The following is a 17,958-nucleotide window of genomic DNA, read 5'->3' on the forward strand; positions in this document are numbered from 1 at the left end:
GCTTCTTCATGTTGTGGATATGTCGAATCAGGATTATTTTCATCACGAAAAAACGGTTAATAAGCTGCTCGAGGAACTGGATGTAAAAGATATCCCGCAGTTAACGGTATACAATAAAAAAGATATTCAGCATCCGGATTTTGTTCCCACAGCGGACACGCCGACGGCTTTTATTAGTGCATTTAATAAAGAAGACCGTCAAGCCCTAAAGGTAAAAATGGAAAAGAACATCATCGAAATGATGGATGCTTATGAGGTGAAGGTTCCTTCAACAGAAGGAAAGCTTCTTTCACAATTAAAAAATGAGACAATTTTAAAAGAGTTGTCCTTTGATGAAGAAGACCAGTTGTATCGATGCAAGGGCTATACATTAAACGACCATCAAATAACAGGACAGTTACTGAAATATAAATTGTAGATAGGAGTTACACCATGTTTCAACAGTTAACTAATGGGGAAAAGCTTCAACCGCTTGTCCAAAAAGTAGAACAGCAAATCGCTGGGGTACACAAAGAAATCGACGAAAGAGCGGAAATCAATCAATTATGCGTTCTAAAAAGCTATCAAAAACACAGGGTAAGTGACTCGCATTTTATCCCGTCCACCGGATATGGGTACGATGATATTGGCAGAGATACTTTGGAATCCATATACGCGGATGTATTTGGCGGTGAAGCAGGTCTTGTCCGTCCGCAAATCATATCCGGCACTCATGCGATATCGATTGCGTTATTTGGAGTCCTTCGTCCAGGTGATGAACTTCTATATATAACAGGTAAACCATATGATACGCTAGAAGAAATCGTTGGGATTCGCGGGAATGGTGTCGGTTCCTTAAAGGAATTTGGCATTTCCTATGATAGTGTTTCCTTGACCAATGAGGGCGGGATTGATTGGGATGAAGTGGCCAAGAAAATCAAACCGAGCACAAAAATGATTGGGATTCAACGCTCCAAAGGCTATGCGACAAGGCCGTCATTCACTGTGGCTGAGATAGGTGAGATGATTGCGTTTGTAAAAGAAATCAAACAAGACGTCGTGGTGTTTGTTGATAATTGTTACGGCGAATTTGTTGAAGAGTTGGAACCTTGCCATGTTGGGGCAGATCTGATGGCCGGTTCTCTAATAAAAAATCCTGGCGGCGGCATCGTGAAAACAGGAGGATACATTGTTGGCAAGAAGAACTGGGTCGAGGCTTGCTCCTACCGGATGACATCCCCTGGAATTGGAGCCGAAGCAGGGGCTTCTTTATATAGCCTGCAGGAAATGTATCAGGGTTTCTTTTTAGCCCCACACGTGGTAGCTCAAGCACTAAAGGGAGCCGTTTTTACAGCTGCCACGCTTGAAAAATTGGGAATGAATTCATCACCGAAGTGGGATGCGAGGCGGACAGATTTAATTCAATCAGTCCAATTTGATGATCGCGATAAAATGGTCGCCTTTTGCCAAGCTATTCAATTTGCCTCCCCGATTAATTCATACGTTACCGCACACCCAAGCTATATGCCTGGGTATGAAGATGATGTGATTATGGCTGCGGGAACCTTCATCCAGGGAGCAAGTATTGAACTGACAGCAGATGGCCCAATCAGACCGCCATATGTGGCCTATGTTCAGGGCGGATTAACCTATGCCCATGTAAAAATGGCCGTATGTCTAGCTATTGATCAATTAATCGAAAAAGGATTAATTGAACTGAAGTAGGAAAATATACAAGAAGGTCAGCAGGTAAATGAGTCAGGCCTAAGAATGAACCTCGACGGTAATTAGTAGAGGTTCCTAATGCCCTTTAGTGGGGGAAAACCATCAGGATGGTAATTAGGAGAGGTTCTTAATGCCCTTAAGAGGGGAAAAACCATTAGGATGGTAATTAGGTGAGGTTCCTAATGCCCTTTAGAGGTGAAAAACCATCAGGATGGTAATTAGCAGAGGTTTCTAATGCCCTTTAGAGGGGAAAAACCATCAGGATGGTAATTAGGAGAGGTTCTTAATGCCCTTTAGTGGGGAAAACCATCAGGATGGTAATTAGGAGAGGTTCTTAATGACCTTAAGGGCGGAAAAAACGCCAAGCCGGTAATTAGTAGAGGTTCCTAATGCGTGTTCGCGCTGAAAAAACACCAAAACGGTAATTGTGCGAAGGTACTATTGCTCGTCAAACCCCAATAAATCAAAATATTGTAATTAAAACGGTTCCGCAGACTTAACTTTAATTATAATTTAAAAACTATGTTAGATTTTCTTACATGAGATTGACATATTATCTAACGTCAAATATAATAACAATATGATAGATAGTAAGGGAGGAGAAATTTGGTGAGTGGAAAGGAAATTCGCCGTTCCATGCCGCTGTTTCCCATCGGAACTGTCATGCAGCTAACAGAGCTGACAGCAAGGCAAATCCGGTATTATGAAGAACACCAGTTGATTTCTCCAGCAAGAACTGAGGGAAATAGACGGCTATTTAGTTTGAATGATATTGATAGGCTTTTAGAAGTGAAAGATTTAATTGATCAAGGAGTCAATATGGCAGGAATCAAGCAGCTATTCTTGGTCAAACAAGAACAAGCAAATGTTCTTGAGCAACATGCCGAAAAGGCGAAGCGCGAGTTAACAGATGATCAGTTAAGAAAAATGCTGCGAAACGAATTGATTCATTCAAATAGATTAAATCGTTCCTCACTTCGTCAAGGTGATATGTCACGCTTTTTCCATTAAAATTTTTTATGAAAATTTAGGGGGATTGAAAAATGCCAAAGTATTCAAGAGAAGATATTCAACGTCTTGCAAAAGAAGAAAATGTTAAATTTATTCGCCTACAATTCACTGACATTCTAGGAACAATTAAAAACGTTGAGATTCCTATTAGTCAATTAGAAAAAGCACTTGATAACAAAATGATGTTCGACGGATCTTCAATCGAAGGTTTCGTACGTATTGAAGAATCTGATATGCAGTTATATCCTGATTTAAATACATGGGTGGTTTTCCCATGGACCGCAGAAAAAGGAAAAGTTGCCCGTTTAATCTGTGATATCTACACTCCAGAAGGAAAACCTTTTGAAGGTGACCCTCGTAATAACTTAAGAAGAGTGTTGAAGGAAATGGAAGACCTTGGTTTCACTAACTTTAACCTCGGACCTGAGCCAGAATTCTTCCTATTTAAATTGGACCAAAAAGGTGAGCCTACTTTAGAATTGAACGACCAAGGAGGCTACTTTGACTTAGCTCCAACCGATTTAGGAGAAAACTGCCGCCGCGATATCGTTCTTGAATTAGAGGAAATGGGCTTTGAAATTGAAGCTTCTCACCACGAAGTAGCGCCAGGTCAGCACGAAATCGATTTCAAATATGCCGATGCTTTAACAGCCTGTGACCAAATCCAAACATTTAAGCTGGTTGTAAAAACAATTGCCCGTAAACACGGTTTACACGCTACTTTCATGCCAAAACCTTTATTCGGAGTAAATGGTTCTGGAATGCATATGAACCTTTCCTTATTTAAAAATGGGGAAAATGCCTTCTTCGAGCCAACTGGCGACCTTCAAATGAGCGATACTGCACGTCAGTTCATTGCTGGTATCTTAAAACATGCACCTGGATTTACGGCAGTTACAAATCCAACTGTAAACTCTTATAAGCGTCTTGTTCCTGGCTATGAAGCACCATGTTATGTTGCTTGGTCTGCACAAAACCGTTCACCATTAATTCGTATTCCAGCATCACGTGGACTAAGCACACGTGTTGAAGTACGAAGCGTTGACCCAGCTGCAAACCCTTACCTTGCGATGGCTGTTCTGCTAAAAGCTGGCCTAGATGGAATTAAGAATAAGTTAACTCCTCCTGCACCAGTTGACCGTAACATTTATGTAATGAGCAAGGAAGAAAGAATAGAAGAAGGCATTATCGATCTGCCTGCAACTCTAGCTCAAGCTTTAGACCTATTAAAATCAGACGAAGTAATCATAGCTGGTCTTGGCGAGCACATCTTAGAACACTTTGTAGAAGCAAAAGAGATCGAATGGGATATGTTCCGTACCGTCGTTCACCAATGGGAACGCGATCAGTATATGTCAATGTATTAAGATTGGAAAGTCTTGTCGCTTTTATAGCGTCAAGACTTTTTTATTTGTTGAAAAAGATAACTTCATTCGGGAAGCGAGTTTCATTTACTGTGGAAACACAGATTCTTGGATTTAGGTAAATGAACTGTCACTTCATTTACCCTGGAAGATCTATTTCATTCACTTTGGGCAATGAAAGGCTCTTTCATTTACCGAAGAGACACATTTTCATGCAAGTCGGTCAATGAAACACTATTTCATTGACCCTCGATGCACTTTTTCCTGCATTTTGGTCAATCAACCATCCAAACTAAAAAAACAAGATCACAAAAAAACAGCATCCTATAATCCAGATGCTGGTTTGTAATAAATTTTATTTCTCATCACTGTTCTGTTTGATCAATTTAAAACCCGAGAGTGCAGCATCACCAGCAATCCCGGCAACTAGCGAAAAAATAATATTCTCAACATAGGAATTTGGAGCTGTATACAAAACAAGAAGAAGGGCTGCAACCGCACCTAGAAGCATTTCTTCTAGAAAACCGAGATAAAGGAACTTTTTTGTTTTCCGAGGCATAATAATTTTACCATGCTTACGAACATGTCCAATAATCCCAACCGACCCACCAATCACTAACGAGAAAATAATGTCAATGAACACTTCTTTCTCACTCTCCTTAAGCCTGAATTTTTTGGACCTAAGGTAAATCTTGGTGTATTACCATTATACTAAACTTGGAAACTCTTGAGCATAGGAAAAAATACTGAATTTTCCAAATACAAGCATCATTAAAATTATTTATCAAAAATTTTCCCAATATTAGTATTGATAAAACAAGAGTCGGCAATTGAAAGCCGACTCTTTATTAATGAATATGTCTATATACTCCGATAACTTTTCCAAGAATAGAAACATTTCGTAAAATAATAGGATCCATGGTTGAATTTTCCGGCTGCAACCGGATGAAATCTTTTTCTTTAAAAAATCTCTTACACGTTGCTTCATCATCTTCTGTCATCGCGACAACAATATCCCCATTATTCGCTGTTTGCTGCTGTTTAACGATTACATAGTCTCCATCAAGAATTCCAGCCTCTATCATACTTTCACCCATGATTTCTAGCATAAATACGTGTTCATCAGCAGGTGCAAGCCTTTCCGGAAGTGGAAAATATTCTTCTACGTTTTCAATGGCAGTAATAGGTAATCCCGCTGTTACCTTACCAACGATTGGAACATTGACTACATTGTTTCTTGGGATATGAGCAAGTTCATCTACTTCCAAAATTTCGATTGCTCTTGGTTTTGTTGGATCTCGTCTAATAAGACCTTTACTTTCTAATCTAGCTAAATGGCCATGTACAGTGGAACTGGATGCAAGTCCAACCGCTTCGCCAATTTCACGTACGGATGGAGGATAGCCCTTGCTCTTAACCTCACCTTTTATGAAATCCAGGATATCCTGCTGCCGTTTAGATATCTTTACCATGATAAAATGCACCTCGCCTGGTTAATGTTGTCTTAATTATATCATGTTCGCTTATTTTATACAAACATAAGTTCGAATAACTAGTTGACAACAAACAAACGTTCGAATTATAATGAAACTATCAAAAGCGAACGTATATTCTATTAAGAGGTGTTAATCATGAAAAAGATTTGGAACCAATACTCATTTGCTATAATTCTAATGTTTATAAGCTGTTCATTTGCCTTAATCTTATCTATTCAGTCAAATGCCAATGAAAAGGATAAATTTATAAAAGTAACTGTCTCTGAAGGAGATTCACTCTGGGAGCTATCCGACCAGTATGCAGGCCAGCACTCTCTATCCAATAAAGAGTTTATCAGCTGGGTGAAAAAGCACAATAAAAATGTGGGTGATCAAATTTTCCCTGGCGATAAAATTATGATCCCAGTCAGCAACGAAGCTCCGGATACTACACAATTTGCAAGTGCCATTGAGGAATAAATGGGATGAATGCAATCATATACTGCCGGGTTAGCACAAATAAGGAAACGCAGGAAACCTCGTTACAGCGTCAAGAAGAAGAACTAATACAACTTGCAAAACAGCATCATTTTGAAATTGATTCAATTATTAAAGAACAGGCAAGCGGCTATGACTTTGAAAGAGATGGTATCCTTCATGTTTTGGAACGGATAAAGGATAAAAAAGTACAAGCCCTTCTAATTCAAGACGAAACACGTCTTGGCAGGGGAAACGCCAAAATTGCACTTTTGCACTGTATCTTAAAAGAGGGAATTAAACTTTATTGTATTTCTCATAATGGTGAATTGCAGCTTTCAGAGTCGGATTCTATGGTATTGAAAATTGTTAGTATGGTGGAAGAGTACCAGCGAAAGCTCCATAATGTAAAAATAAAGCGTGGAATGAGACGGGCTGTCGAACAGGGATATAGCCCCCAAAAAAATTTAAAAAACCTTGGTGAAGCTTCAGGCCGAGAAAAAATCGAAGTTCCAGTCGAGGAAATTGTGAGATTAAGAAAGAACAATTTAACCTTTCATGAAATAGCCGCTGTTTTAAGAGGATTTGGGTATAATATTTCCAAAGCGACCGTTCATCGTAGATACCAGGAATATATGGAATCTCAAGATGAGTAGACCTTTTGCCTTGTCAGAAGGTCTTTTTTTTAGTAAAATCAGTTGCTATGTACACAGTTTTTTATGAAAGTTGGTGTTTAAATGCTGTCCAAAGAGAAAATGGCAAGAATAAATGAACTTGCGAGGAAAGCGAAAACAACCGGATTAACGGAATTAGAAGCAAAAGAGCAATCCAAACTAAGAAGTGAGTATCTAGCAACTTTTCGTTCCAACATGCTTGAAACGTTAACCAATACAAAGTTCGTTGATCCATTAGGAAACGATGTCACACCAGGAAAACTTAAAGAAAGAAAGAAAAATAATCTACATTAATTCAAGGAATACTATTTTTTGTATTCCTTTTTTATATGCACAAACCATCGTTGTGTCCAAATGAGAAACAAAGCGAAAATTAATTTCATTTATTAAGTTTATTGGTTGAATTAATTTCAGTAGCAATATAATATTAAGAATGTATCTAGTATTCAAGTGGTGAAGAAAGGATGTAATTCATGTTTAATACTATTGATGATTTATCCGTTACTTCGATTCGTACTCTTTCCATAGATGCGATTGAGAAAGCAAACTCAGGTCATCCGGGAATGCCAATGGGTGCTGCACCTATGACCTATACATTGTGGACTCGCTTCATGAACCATAATCCGAAGAATCCACAATGGTTTAACCGCGATCGTTTTGTATTATCTGCAGGCCACGGTTCTGCGTTGTTATACAGCATGCTTCATTTATCCGGTTACAACTTATCTATGGAAGATTTAAAGCAATTCCGTCAATGGGGAAGTAAAACACCTGGGCACCCAGAATACGGCCACACTGAAGGTGTCGAAGCAACAACTGGACCGCTTGGTCAAGGTATTGCAATGGCAGTCGGTATGGCAATGGCAGAACGTCATGTAGCAGGCGTTTATAATAAAGATAAGTTTGAACTTGTGAACCATTTTACATACAGCATCTGTGGTGACGGAGATTTAATGGAAGGTGTTTCTGCTGAAGCTGCTTCCCTTGCAGGTCACTTGAAATTAGGACGCTTAGTTGTACTTTATGATTCAAATGATATTTCACTTGATGGAGACTTGGATAAATCCTTCTCGGAAAGCGTAAAAGAGCGCTTCTTATCATATGGCTGGCAGTATGTCCGTGTAGAAGATGGAAACAATCTTGAAGAAATCGCAAATGCGCTTGAAGAAGCAAGAAGTGACCTTGATCGTCCTACTATGATCGAAGTTAGAACGGTAATCGGTTATGGTTCTCCAAACCGTGCCGGTACTTCTGGCGTTCACGGATCACCACTAGGTGCTGACGAGTTAAAATTAACTAAGGAAGCATACAAGTGGACATTCGAAGAAGATTTCCATGTGCCACAGGAAGTATATGATAACTTCCAAAAGCTAATTGTGGAAACAGGTGAGAAAAAGGAAAAAGAATGGAATGACCTTTTCGCACAATATAAGAATGAATATCCAGAATTGGCTAATCAACTTGAGCAAGCATTAAATCAAGAACTTCCTGAGGGCTGGGACAAGGATATTCCAGTCTACAGTGAAGGCAAATCTCTTGCAAGCCGAGCTTCCTCTGGTGAAGTTTTAAATGCAATTGCTAAAAACCTTCCTACTTTTATTGGTGGATCTGCTGACCTTGCTGGTTCCAATAAAACGATGATCAAGGGAACAAAAGATTATATGCCAGGTTCATATGAAGGCCGTAATTTCTGGTTTGGCGTTCGTGAATTTGCGATGGGTGCTGCTATGAATGGTATTGCTCTTCATGGCGGAGTTCAAGTATTTGGAGGTACTTTCTTCGTATTCTCTGATTACCTTCGTCCAGCCATTCGTCTTGCGTCATTAATGGGCTTGCCTGTCACATATGTATTTACTCATGACAGTATTGCGGTTGGGGAAGATGGGCCAACACACGAGCCAATCGAACAACTTGCAGCGCTACGTGCTATGCCAGGCTTGTCAATCATTCGTCCTGCAGATGGAAATGAAACTGCTGCAGCTTGGAAGTTGGCTGTTGAATCTAAAAACACTCCAACAGCACTTGTTTTAACACGTCAAGATCTACCGACATTAAAGGGAACAGACACTAACGCCTACGATGGCGTTTCTAAAGGTGCTTATGTAGTTTCTCCATCAGAAAGAGAAACTCCAGATGCATTATTACTTGCGACTGGATCTGAAGTAAGCCTGGCGGTTGAAGCGCAAAAAGCTTTAGCAGGCGAAGGTGTTCACGTTTCTGTTGTAAGCATGCCATCATGGGATCGTTTTGAAAAGCAATCTCAAGAATATAAGAACTCCGTACTTCCTAAGAATGTTAAGAAACGTCTTGGTATTGAAGTAGGTGCTTCCTTTGGCTGGCACAAATATACTGGTGATGAAGGCGATGTATTAGCTATCGACAAGTTCGGAGCATCTGCACCAGGTGAAAAAATCATGGAAGAATACGGCTTCACAGTAAGCAATGTAGTTGCCCGCGTGAAAGCACTTTTGAATAAATAAAATAATTTTTTAGAGGAGAACGGATTATATCCGTTCTTTTTTTTGTTGAAAGCCAGTGCAAGGTATAAAGTAATCGCAGAGGTAAATGTGATCCATTTTCAGTTGTGGGAATTATTAGAAAAGTGTATGAAAATAAAATATGAACATATATAATAAAAGCAAATTTTGCTTTTATGAGGTGACAAGCTTTTGAGTGGAGTTATTAAAGAACAAATCGAGGACTTTACGGAATGTCCAGAATGCCAATCGAAAATTCCTATACATAATGGTTATATTACATGGTGTGAATGTGGATATAATTTATCCTCTAATAAAGAAAAACAAAAGAAATCCAAAATTGACAGACTATATGAACGATTAGGTGAAAAAAGCGGTCAATTTATTTTCAATAAAATAATGAATGAGCAAAATGTGAAATTGAACATTACCTTTGTAAATGGACTTGCAATACTACTCGCTACCATTATTCATACTTTTAGTTTTGCGATATTGATTACAGGAATTTATCTTCTTGTTTTTCATCATTCAAATTTTATCTCAATATGTTGGGGGCTTTTGTTTATTGGCATTGCCTGGGTTACACGGCCGAGGGTGCCTAAGTTAGCAAAAGGGGATAGGATTATTCCGCGTGAAAAGCTCCCAGCTACTTATGGTGTAATGGACGACCTTGCGGAAACTATGGGACTGAAGAAGATTGATGGGGTAATAATCAATGAGGAATATAATGCTTCCATTATGAAGATTGGCTGGAGGAGAAAAACAATCGTAAATATTGGACTGCCTTTTTTCTCTGCTATGAGCCCCGAAGAGCGATGCTCCATAATGGCTCACGAACTGGGCCATTTTTCTAATAAAGACTTAGCCTATGGATTTTATTTTCATACCGCGTTAAATACCTTGGATGATTGGTACTCACTATTAGACCCAGTTCCTTCGGAGCAAAATGAACCGTTTGGTTTGCTAGATTTCTTAACCAAACCTTTCATGAAAATACTTTCCTTTATTCCTTATTGTCTATATTCCTTATTACTTCATTTAGTTTGGATAGATTCGCAAAAAGGAGAGTATTTAGCGGACTATTTAGCAGCAAAAACATGCGGAAGCAAACACAAAGCTTCTGCACTGGAAAAAGTGCATTATGATGATATGTATTTCCACGCCTTATCAAAGACTGCCTTGAATGATACACCTTCAAACGTAATTAGTGAATATAGGAAGGCTTTATCCAAAATGCCGGATCGTGAAAGGCTGCGTTATAAATTACGGTCCGAAAGAGAAAAATTTCAATTAAATGCTACTCATCCGCCAACTACGTTCCGCATTCAATTTATTCTTAAACAAAACCTGCCTGGTACCTTCACGTTAGATCCAGTGAAGGCAAATAAAATGTCAGAAGAATTAGAAGCAATGAAGGATGAAATACACGAAAAAGCAATTGAAGATTATTTATTCCATTTGTATGCTTAGTATAATTTTTACAAAACTTTGAACATTGTAAAATAAAAAAGGAAATTTCAAAAATATTACCGAATTCATAAATTTGGTAAGGAAACTCTCAATCGACAAAAATAGTGAAAGTTTTTGCCGCCGTAAGACAAATGTTTCGTTTCTGTTTTTTTATAATAAATAAAAGGGTTGACAGCGAAGGAGAGGTTTGTGTGAGAAAATATCAACTATATTTAATAGAAGATGAATTTGCCGCCCATTACTTCGGAAGAGAGCGACTGTTTTATCAGCTTTTTCAGGAACATCAACATGCATACGGTGAGCTTCAATTTATAACAAAAAAACAAATTGACTATATAACCAAAAAAGTGGAGGTATTGAAAATCCACAATCTGATTCAAAAACAGCTGGGGAGAATTAAAGGATTTAAGGCCGATCATGGTGCATACTATATTGAATTAAGTGGAAAACTAAGTACGGCAAAATTAGAAGTTTTTCAAGATTTAATAACAGTTGAGGCGCAAGGAAGCTATGAGGCAGAGACAGCTTATTTTGAAGTGCTTCGAAAATGTGAATCTTCCTTTCTGGCGATTGATCTCGAACATCAGCGCTTTGGATGGTTAAAGCCAATCAAGGAAAGAAAATTAATCTAATTGCAAGAGGATATTGTTTTATGCCGTTTTATTTAGTACACTGTAGTATGGTAGACAACATGAAGGAGGAAGTTTAATGGGTATGTACATTCTAGTTGGTATACTAGCATTAGTCGCTGGTGTAGCACTAGGATTTTTCATTGCTCGCAGATATATGATGAGCTATTTAAAGAAAAATCCGCCAATCAATGAGCAAATGCTTAAAATGATGATGATGCAAATGGGTATGAAGCCTTCTCAGAAGAAGATCAACCAAATGATGGCTGCAATGAACAAGCAGCAATCAAAATAAAACCCATTCGTATCAACGGTTTGAACATAATTATAAGCAAATATAGGACAGGTTTTCGTACAACATTTTGTTGTTGAATGAATCTTTCATCATAAATTTGTATTATTTTTGCTTAATCTTTCATCAAACTAATCCGAAACCACTTTTTTATTGGAGACTTAACCAATGGAGGGTGGTTTTTTGTGTTATTGGATGATGTCTTAAAAGAGTTACTTCAGGGGTAGGGATGAGAATAATAGCCCTCCATTACTGAAGGGCTATTAATTAATTTGCAAAAGAAGTATGTTTTGTTTTCCATTTCTCCATTGCAATAAATAACCAGAAACTATAAATCCCCAAAGTAATTACACATAAGAACCACCATTTAATCCAATTCCCGAATAACCCTATTGCTGATCCAGTAAATTGTAATCTTCTCCCATTAATCACAGTATGCCTGGTTTTCCAACCTAAAATCATAGTAATTGCCCAAGGATAGCAGATTCCTAGAGTACAGACAGTTACAAGCCATCCACAAATTGACCATCCTATGTATTGTAGTAAACCCCCATCGAAATAAGACTTTCCTTCCGATTGCGCAGCATAGTTTTGATTCACATTTGCTGTTATTTCACTCATATATTTTCCCCCTTATTTCTCTAATCTAGTACAATTATACCAGTTTTACGTTTTGATATTTAAAAAGTTTGATAAATAGCATAGAAGGAATAGTTATTAATAACAAAAAACACCGGTGGTCGGTGTTTTTGCTGTGGTTATTTTAACGGTTTATATCTTCGGTAGGTATTCATCTAATTGATAAAAGGTTCCGGTATATCCTTCCTGAGCCATCTCTTTTGAATCCTCGAAGGTTTTAATCTCATCCGCTGTCGGGGATACGGGAACCACAGTCATTGTTAGGGTTGTTTTTCCTTCATCCTCGGTGAGAGTAATGGTATTCAGGGTTTCCATAGGCCAATTTGCGTCAAAGGGTGCACGGACAGTGTTACCTTCTTCATCAGAAAAGAAACTAGTGTAAACAATTTTCTCTGGTGCAATAATTTCACTGTATACAAATTTAACCCACATTACGTTGCCGTCAGCAGGTTTCTGGCTGTAGTGAAAAACGCCGCCCGGACGGAAATCTGATTTAGAAACCTCGAATGCCCATCCTTTTGGCCCCCACCAGTTCTTTAGGTGTTCTGATTCAGTCAATGCCTTAAACACAAGTTCACGTGGAGCATTGAAAGTATGTGTGACTTTGATTTGAGTTGACATGGTGATTCCTCCAATAATTTTAGTTTTCATTCTCTTTATTTTCTCTCATTTGTAGATCTTGCAAATAACGATCCAAGTTGTCGAATTTTTCTTCCCAAATGTCGCGGTATTTTTTCAGCCATAAATCTAAGGCTTTAAAGGGCTCTGACCTCAGATTGTAGATTCGACGATTCGCTTCTACGGAAAATTCCACCATTCCTGCATTATACAATACACGGAGATGTTTAGATGCTTGAGGCTGGCGAATATGAAGATGGTCTGCTATTTCCCCCACGGTTAATGGGCCCATACGAAGTAATTCAACAATCTGTAACCTACTAGGCTCGGCAAGAGCGCTTAAGATTGTCGTATAATCCATCCCTTATTTTATCTACTCCTTTAAAACAATGTTTTTTATAAATATACTCAAATAGGAATATTCCTGTCAAGGAATGCTTAAGACAAGCCTATATCACAAACATTACAGACTTTACTTTGGCTAACGGACTTTTTTGCAATATGATAAGCAAAAATAATACAAATTTATGATGAAAGAGCATAAGCACACAGATAATATACTAGTCTTATAAATTAAACCTATGTCACTTTTTCTGTTTAGGTGTTATTAGACATCGCGAACCTTCATAAAATTTATTGGAGGTGCTGGAAGTGAAAAAGCATGTAAGTGAAATTGAATGTCTTGTCTGTAGTGGAACACATTTTCGAAAGGGTTATTTTGCTGCCAATTACGAAAAATTTGATGAGAAAATTAAGTGGAATGTTAAGACTGACGCAGGGGTGTTGATTTATTTGGAATCTGAAGAGGACAATCCATTAAACAGAATTCCCGAGAAAGTAAACTTATTTTCTTATATTTGTGAAGAATGTGGTTATATCATGAACTTTACCAAAGAAAAACAAGTGGAAAGCAAGAAACTTGAAAGAATTAGAAAACAAAGGCAAACAATGTATGATTGGACTAAATTTAAATAATGAATTAAGAACACTTAGCACTCAACTATTAAGTGTTTTTTTTGATTGGAAATATGATTAAGAAGAGAGGGATTCCTCTCTTTTTTTGCAAAAATAAGAATCTTTATTATTTTACAAATATTTGATAAAATATAACTTCAGCATGTCGGATGGTCATTTTTATCTACATCCTTTGGGGGCGTTTTAATGAAGGTATTTTTAGAATTAGGCTGGTTTTTTAAACAGGAGAAAAAGGCATACATATCCGGGATCTTTCTCTTAATGTTGGTAGCGCTTTTAACATTGGTCCCGCCAAAAGTAATCGGAATTATCGCTGACCACATTCACGATGGAACGATGACAAAATCCCTACTGCTACAGTGGATGCTGGTCCTTGTAGGCACAGGTATGTCGATGTATGTTCTACGATATTTTTGGCGAATTATGATTTTTGGTTCGTCCGTCAAACTAAGCAAGATACTACGGGATCGTTTGTTTCAGCATTTTACGAAAATGTCGCCGGCCTTTTATCAAAAAAGCCGAATTGGTGATTTAATGGCCCACGCGACAAATGACCTTCAAGCGATTCAACAAACAGCTGGTGCCGGTGTTTTAACGCTGGTTGACTCGCTTTCAACCGGTGGATTTGTCATCATCGCAATGGCGTTTACGATCAGCTGGAAATTAACGCTGATTTGCTTGATACCCATGCCGATTATGGCGATCTTGACCAATTGGTTCGGGACAATGTTACATAAAAGCTTTCATAAGGCTCAGGAAGCCTTCTCATCTCTAAACGATAAAACCCAGGAAAGTATCACGGGTATTAAAGTCATCAAAACATTTGGTCAGGAGCAAGAAGATATAGAAGATTTCCGCAAACAATCGGAAGATGTTGTACAAAAAAACATCGTGGTGGCAAAAATTGATTCCCTCTATGACCCAACCATTTCAATTATTGTAGGTATCTCCTTCTTCCTATCCATAGTGTTTGGCGCAAAATATGTTCTCAACAACGAGCTGACGATTGGGGAATTAATTTCGTTTACCACCTATTTGGGGCTATTAATCTGGCCGATGCTGGCGTTCGGCTGGTTATTTAATATCGTAGAACGCGGCCGTGCTTCCTATGACAGGGTGGCAGCTCTCCTTCGGGAAAAAGTAGAAATCACCGATAAGGAGGAGGCCCTGGACGTGATTCCATGTGAAGATATTCAATACAGACTTGCGGAATTTACTTACCCAGGGGAATCACGCCCAATCCTAAAGGATATTACTTTCTCTTTAAACAAAGGTGAGACACTGGGAATTGTCGGAAAAACGGGTGCAGGAAAAACAACTTTGTTAAAGCTGCTTATTCGCGAGTTTGAAGGGTATCATGGGGAAATTCTTTTTGGAGAAAAAGCACTGCAAGACTATAAACTTGCAAAATTACGCGAAGCGATTGGCTATGTTCCACAGGATCATTTCTTATTTTCAGCCACTGTGGCAGAAAATATTGCCTTTACCAATCCATCATCGGCAAAAGAGGAAATTGAAAAGGCCGCAGCCTTAGCCAATATCCATGAAGATATCCTTCAATTTACAGATGGTTATCAAACAATCGTCGGAGAACGGGGAGTGTCGTTATCCGGCGGACAAAAACAACGTATTTCCATTGCAAGAGCACTCTTGATGAATCCAGAAGTTTTGGTCCTTGATGATTCCTTGTCTGCGGTAGATGCCAAAACGGAGGAAGCGATCCTTTCGTCACTAAAGCAAAACAGAGAAGGGAAAACAACCATCATTACTTCACACCGGTTGAGTGCCATCCAACACGCCAATCTGATTCTAGTTCTTGAGGATGGCAGGATTATCGAGAGAGGTACGCATGGAGAACTCATGGAGTTAGACGGATGGTACAAAGAAATGTATTTACACCAGCAGCTAGAAGAGTTGGTGGAGCAAGGGGGGCATTAATGTGGAAGAGAAAGTACAGCTTTCGGAAAGGGAACAAAGAAATATCTTATTCCGTCTTCTTTCCTATACAAAGCCGCATAAAAAAATCATCGGGATTGCCTTTATCTTACTACTGCTAACTACGATTGGAGATATCGTTCTGCCAATCCTGGTTAAAATTTTTATCGATGATTATTTGACACCAGGGAAGCTAACGTTCAAGCCCTTACTCATCCTGGGGTCCATCTACATGGGAATCCAAATAGTCAAATCGATTCTGCTATTTTTTCAGTTAGTGAAGTTTCAGGAGATTGCCCTTTATATCATTCAGCAGCTTCGTGTTGATGTGTTTTCAAAAGTGCAGGCACTTGGCCTAAAATATTTCGATAAGACACCTGCCGGAAGCATTGTCTCACGGGTAACGAATGATACGGAAGCCATTAAAGAAATGTTTGTAACGGTCCTTTCCACGTTTATTCAAAGCGGCTTCCTGCTGTCAGGAATATTCATTGCGATGTTTATTTTGAATGTAAAACTAGCCTTGTTTTGCGTCATCATCATTCCCATCCTAATTTACGTAATGGCTTTATACCGAAAATTAAGTGCACGCTACTACCTCGCCATGCGGGAGAGGCTGAGCCAATTAAACGCCAAGCTGGCAGAGTCACTTCAGGGAATGTCGATCATTCAAGTGTTTCGCCAGGAAAAACGTCTGCGTAATGAGTTCGGTGAGATTAACAACCAGCACTACACTGCTGGAATGAAAAATATAAAAATTGACGGATTGCTGTTAAGACCGGCCATCGACCTGATTTATACTTTTGCCCTTATCATTGTGTTAAGCTATTTCGGCATCACTTCCTTCCGACACAGCATTGAAATTGGTGTCATCTATGCCTTTATCAATTATTTGGACCGTTTTTTTGAGCCGGTGAATCAAATGATGATGAGGCTCTCCTTATACCAGCAAGCGATTGTGGCTGGTTCTCGTGTCTTTAAATTACTTGATGAACAGGAGCTGGCACCCGCTCAGAACGAAGAAAAAGAAAAGACAATCGAAAAGGGAAAAATTGAATTTAAAGATTTAAGTTTTTCCTATGACGGTAAGCGGAATGTGTTAAAAAATATTTCCTTTACCGCTAATCCAGGTGAAACAGTCGCCCTCGTTGGTCATACCGGAAGTGGAAAAAGTTCGATTATTAATTTAATGATGCGCTTCTATGAATATGAACAGGGTGAGATCTTGATTGACGGGGAATCGATACGTCATTATACAAAGCCGGAACTTCGTGAAAAAATGGGGCTTGTCCTCCAGGATCCGTTTTTGTTTTATGGAACGGTCAAGGATAATATCCGCCTTCATAATCAAGACATGACCGATGAGCAGGTAATGGAGGCGGCCAAGTTTGTCCAGGCCCATACCTTCATTGAAAAACTAGATAATGGATTCGATCATAAGGTAGTAGAGAGAGGCGCAACCTTCTCAAGCGGACAAAGACAACTAATCGCCTTTGCGAGGACGATTGCCGCGAATCCGAAAATATTGGTACTGGATGAAGCAACCGCCAATATTGATACAGAAACCGAAGAAGCGATTCAAACGGCGCTTTCCAAAATGCGAAAAGGAAGAACCACCATTGCGATTGCCCACCGCTTATCTACTATCCAGGATGCTGATCTCATTCTTGTTCTGCATCAAGGTGAAATCGTAGAGCGGGGCACGCATCAAGAGCTGCTGGCTCTAGGCGGCTTGTATCACAAAATGTTCCTTCTGCAAAATGGGATAGTGGAAAAATATGAGGATGTAATGAATCTATAGAAAAAAAGCCTGGCGTGATGCCAGGCTTTTTGCATGATTTAAAAAGAAGAGTGTGATACTTTCTTTATATACATTCGATTATATTCATTTAATAGATTGTCTAGCTCTTGACTGTAGCGAATAGCAACGGAGGAGGTCAAGCCGTTGGTGATCGCAACTTGAATTAATTCAGCTCGCTTTTTTTCAATTAAGGCTACTAAATCTTGTTTGATCACGGCCGAGTTCCTTTCCGGATAATCTCCAATTTTTTTGGTAGAAATATAATACTAAACTACCAAAAGGCATTGTTTTACTAGTATAACCTATGATGTAAATAATTTCAAAGGAAATTGTAAGAAATTATCCAATCAATTTAGACATATCTTCAAAAAAATGGGAGTATCTTGAAAGAAAATAGAATGAGTAGAGTCACAAAAT

The 17,958-nt window shown here is 38.8% G+C and carries 19 protein-coding genes and 1 pseudogene; 14 read left to right on the top strand and 6 right to left on the bottom strand.

Annotated features, from left to right (window positions below):
- The 4 genes and pseudogenes from AC59HZ_RS07945 to glnA form a co-directional block, all read left to right on the top strand.
- A pseudogene (locus tag AC59HZ_RS07945) lies at positions 1-418 on the top strand (GTPase HflX); the annotation flags it as partial.
- Between the two features lie 14 nt (positions 419-432).
- Positions 433-1,704: a methionine gamma-lyase family protein gene (locus AC59HZ_RS07950; RefSeq protein ID WP_496545269.1), complete on the top strand. Its 1,272-nt coding sequence runs from the start codon at positions 433-435 to the stop codon at positions 1,702-1,704.
- 636 nt (positions 1,705-2,340) lie between these two features.
- Positions 2,341-2,715 carry a MerR family transcriptional regulator gene (locus AC59HZ_RS07955; protein WP_496545361.1) on the top strand — a complete coding sequence of 125 codons (375 nt, stop codon included), beginning with the start codon at positions 2,341-2,343 and terminating at the stop codon, positions 2,713-2,715.
- A gap of 32 nt (positions 2,716-2,747) precedes the next feature.
- Complete coding sequence (gene glnA, locus AC59HZ_RS07960; RefSeq protein ID WP_496545270.1) at positions 2,748-4,082, top strand: type I glutamate--ammonia ligase; 1,335 nt, start codon at positions 2,748-2,750, stop codon at positions 4,080-4,082.
- A 352-nt stretch (positions 4,083-4,434) separates the two neighbouring features.
- On the opposite strand, the gene AC59HZ_RS07965 is transcribed toward glnA, so the two are convergent.
- Positions 4,435-4,722 (bottom strand): DUF4257 domain-containing protein, encoded by a 288-nt coding sequence (locus tag AC59HZ_RS07965; protein WP_496545271.1) that lies wholly within the window; start codon positions 4,720-4,722, stop codon positions 4,435-4,437.
- A gap of 205 nt (positions 4,723-4,927) precedes the next feature.
- Positions 4,928-5,551 carry a transcriptional repressor LexA gene (gene lexA, locus AC59HZ_RS07970; RefSeq protein WP_496545272.1) on the bottom strand — a complete coding sequence of 208 codons (624 nt, stop codon included), beginning with the start codon at positions 5,549-5,551 and terminating at the stop codon, positions 4,928-4,930.
- Between the two features lie 159 nt (positions 5,552-5,710).
- On the opposite strand from lexA, the gene yneA reads away from it, so the two are divergent.
- From yneA to AC59HZ_RS08005, 7 genes are all read left to right on the top strand, one after another.
- Entirely contained in the window at positions 5,711-6,034 is a 324-nt protein-coding gene (yneA, locus tag AC59HZ_RS07975) for a cell division suppressor protein YneA (RefSeq protein WP_496545273.1), read from the top strand.
- A gap of 5 nt (positions 6,035-6,039) precedes the next feature.
- Entirely contained in the window at positions 6,040-6,687 is a 648-nt protein-coding gene (locus AC59HZ_RS07980; RefSeq protein WP_496545274.1) for a YneB family resolvase-like protein, read from the top strand.
- A gap of 81 nt (positions 6,688-6,768) precedes the next feature.
- The gene (locus AC59HZ_RS07985; protein ID WP_496545275.1) at positions 6,769-6,999 is read left to right on the top strand and encodes a DUF896 domain-containing protein; all 231 of its coding nucleotides are present in this window, start codon (positions 6,769-6,771) and stop codon (positions 6,997-6,999) included.
- A 179-nt stretch (positions 7,000-7,178) separates the two neighbouring features.
- Complete coding sequence (gene tkt, locus AC59HZ_RS07990) at positions 7,179-9,185, top strand: transketolase (RefSeq protein ID WP_496545276.1); 2,007 nt, start codon at positions 7,179-7,181, stop codon at positions 9,183-9,185.
- 189 nt (positions 9,186-9,374) lie between these two features.
- On the top strand, positions 9,375-10,652 hold the full coding sequence (locus tag AC59HZ_RS07995; protein ID WP_496545277.1) for a M48 family metallopeptidase: 1,278 nt from the start codon (positions 9,375-9,377) through the stop codon (positions 10,650-10,652).
- Between the two features lie 191 nt (positions 10,653-10,843).
- Complete coding sequence (gene sirA, locus AC59HZ_RS08000) at positions 10,844-11,284, top strand: sporulation inhibitor of replication protein SirA (protein ID WP_496545278.1); 441 nt, start codon at positions 10,844-10,846, stop codon at positions 11,282-11,284.
- 76 nt (positions 11,285-11,360) lie between these two features.
- A complete protein-coding gene (locus tag AC59HZ_RS08005; protein WP_430071907.1) occupies positions 11,361-11,576 on the top strand; it encodes a YneF family protein in 216 nt (71 codons plus the stop codon).
- Between the two features lie 264 nt (positions 11,577-11,840).
- Here AC59HZ_RS08005 and AC59HZ_RS08010 read toward each other — a convergent pair whose 3' ends face one another.
- The 3 genes from AC59HZ_RS08010 to AC59HZ_RS08020 form a co-directional block, all read right to left on the bottom strand.
- On the bottom strand, positions 11,841-12,194 hold the full coding sequence (locus AC59HZ_RS08010; RefSeq protein WP_496545279.1) for a DUF898 family protein: 354 nt from the start codon (positions 12,192-12,194) through the stop codon (positions 11,841-11,843).
- Positions 12,195-12,344: 150 nt separating this feature from the next.
- Entirely contained in the window at positions 12,345-12,833 is a 489-nt protein-coding gene (locus tag AC59HZ_RS08015) for an SRPBCC domain-containing protein (RefSeq protein WP_496545280.1), read from the bottom strand.
- A 19-nt stretch (positions 12,834-12,852) separates the two neighbouring features.
- On the bottom strand, positions 12,853-13,191 hold the full coding sequence (locus AC59HZ_RS08020) for an ArsR/SmtB family transcription factor (RefSeq protein WP_496545281.1): 339 nt from the start codon (positions 13,189-13,191) through the stop codon (positions 12,853-12,855).
- A gap of 290 nt (positions 13,192-13,481) precedes the next feature.
- Here AC59HZ_RS08020 and AC59HZ_RS08025 point away from each other — a divergent pair, with 290 nt between their 5' ends.
- From AC59HZ_RS08025 to AC59HZ_RS08035, 3 genes are all read left to right on the top strand, one after another.
- Complete coding sequence (locus AC59HZ_RS08025) at positions 13,482-13,805, top strand: hypothetical protein (RefSeq protein WP_496545282.1); 324 nt, start codon at positions 13,482-13,484, stop codon at positions 13,803-13,805.
- Between the two features lie 186 nt (positions 13,806-13,991).
- A complete protein-coding gene (locus tag AC59HZ_RS08030; RefSeq protein ID WP_496545283.1) occupies positions 13,992-15,743 on the top strand; it encodes an ABC transporter transmembrane domain-containing protein in 1,752 nt (583 codons plus the stop codon).
- Position 15,744: 1 nt separating this feature from the next.
- Entirely contained in the window at positions 15,745-17,541 is a 1,797-nt protein-coding gene (locus AC59HZ_RS08035; protein WP_496545284.1) for an ABC transporter ATP-binding protein, read from the top strand.
- Between the two features lie 38 nt (positions 17,542-17,579).
- On the opposite strand, the gene AC59HZ_RS08040 is transcribed toward AC59HZ_RS08035, so the two are convergent.
- On the bottom strand, positions 17,580-17,756 hold the full coding sequence (locus tag AC59HZ_RS08040; RefSeq protein WP_496545285.1) for a Spo0E family sporulation regulatory protein-aspartic acid phosphatase: 177 nt from the start codon (positions 17,754-17,756) through the stop codon (positions 17,580-17,582).
- Between the last annotated feature and the right edge of the window lie 202 nt (positions 17,757-17,958).

This window comes from Neobacillus sp. DZ-9 (assembly GCF_059587065.1).

What these genes read in the sequence shown, in the direction of transcription:
- AC59HZ_RS08010 (WP_496545279.1), bottom strand. Translation starts at nt 12,194, where the DNA reads ATGAGTGAAATAACAGCAAATGTGAATCAAAACTATGCTGCGCAATCG.
- glnA (WP_496545270.1), top strand. Translation starts at nt 2,748, where the DNA reads ATGCCAAAGTATTCAAGAGAAGATATTCAACGTCTTGCAAAAGAAGAA.
- AC59HZ_RS07980 (WP_496545274.1), top strand. Translation starts at nt 6,040, where the DNA reads ATGAATGCAATCATATACTGCCGGGTTAGCACAAATAAGGAAACGCAG.
- AC59HZ_RS08020 (WP_496545281.1), bottom strand. Translation starts at nt 13,191, where the DNA reads ATGGATTATACGACAATCTTAAGCGCTCTTGCCGAGCCTAGTAGGTTA.
- yneA (WP_496545273.1), top strand. Translation starts at nt 5,711, where the DNA reads ATGAAAAAGATTTGGAACCAATACTCATTTGCTATAATTCTAATGTTT.
- AC59HZ_RS07950 (WP_496545269.1), top strand. Translation starts at nt 433, where the DNA reads ATGTTTCAACAGTTAACTAATGGGGAAAAGCTTCAACCGCTTGTCCAA.
- AC59HZ_RS07985 (WP_496545275.1), top strand. Translation starts at nt 6,769, where the DNA reads ATGCTGTCCAAAGAGAAAATGGCAAGAATAAATGAACTTGCGAGGAAA.
- AC59HZ_RS07955 (WP_496545361.1), top strand. Translation starts at nt 2,341, where the DNA reads ATGCCGCTGTTTCCCATCGGAACTGTCATGCAGCTAACAGAGCTGACA.
- lexA (WP_496545272.1), bottom strand. Translation starts at nt 5,551, where the DNA reads ATGGTAAAGATATCTAAACGGCAGCAGGATATCCTGGATTTCATAAAA.
- AC59HZ_RS08005 (WP_430071907.1), top strand. Translation starts at nt 11,361, where the DNA reads ATGGGTATGTACATTCTAGTTGGTATACTAGCATTAGTCGCTGGTGTA.
- tkt (WP_496545276.1), top strand. Translation starts at nt 7,179, where the DNA reads ATGTTTAATACTATTGATGATTTATCCGTTACTTCGATTCGTACTCTT.
- AC59HZ_RS08030 (WP_496545283.1), top strand. Translation starts at nt 13,992, where the DNA reads ATGAAGGTATTTTTAGAATTAGGCTGGTTTTTTAAACAGGAGAAAAAG.
- AC59HZ_RS08015 (WP_496545280.1), bottom strand. Translation starts at nt 12,833, where the DNA reads ATGTCAACTCAAATCAAAGTCACACATACTTTCAATGCTCCACGTGAA.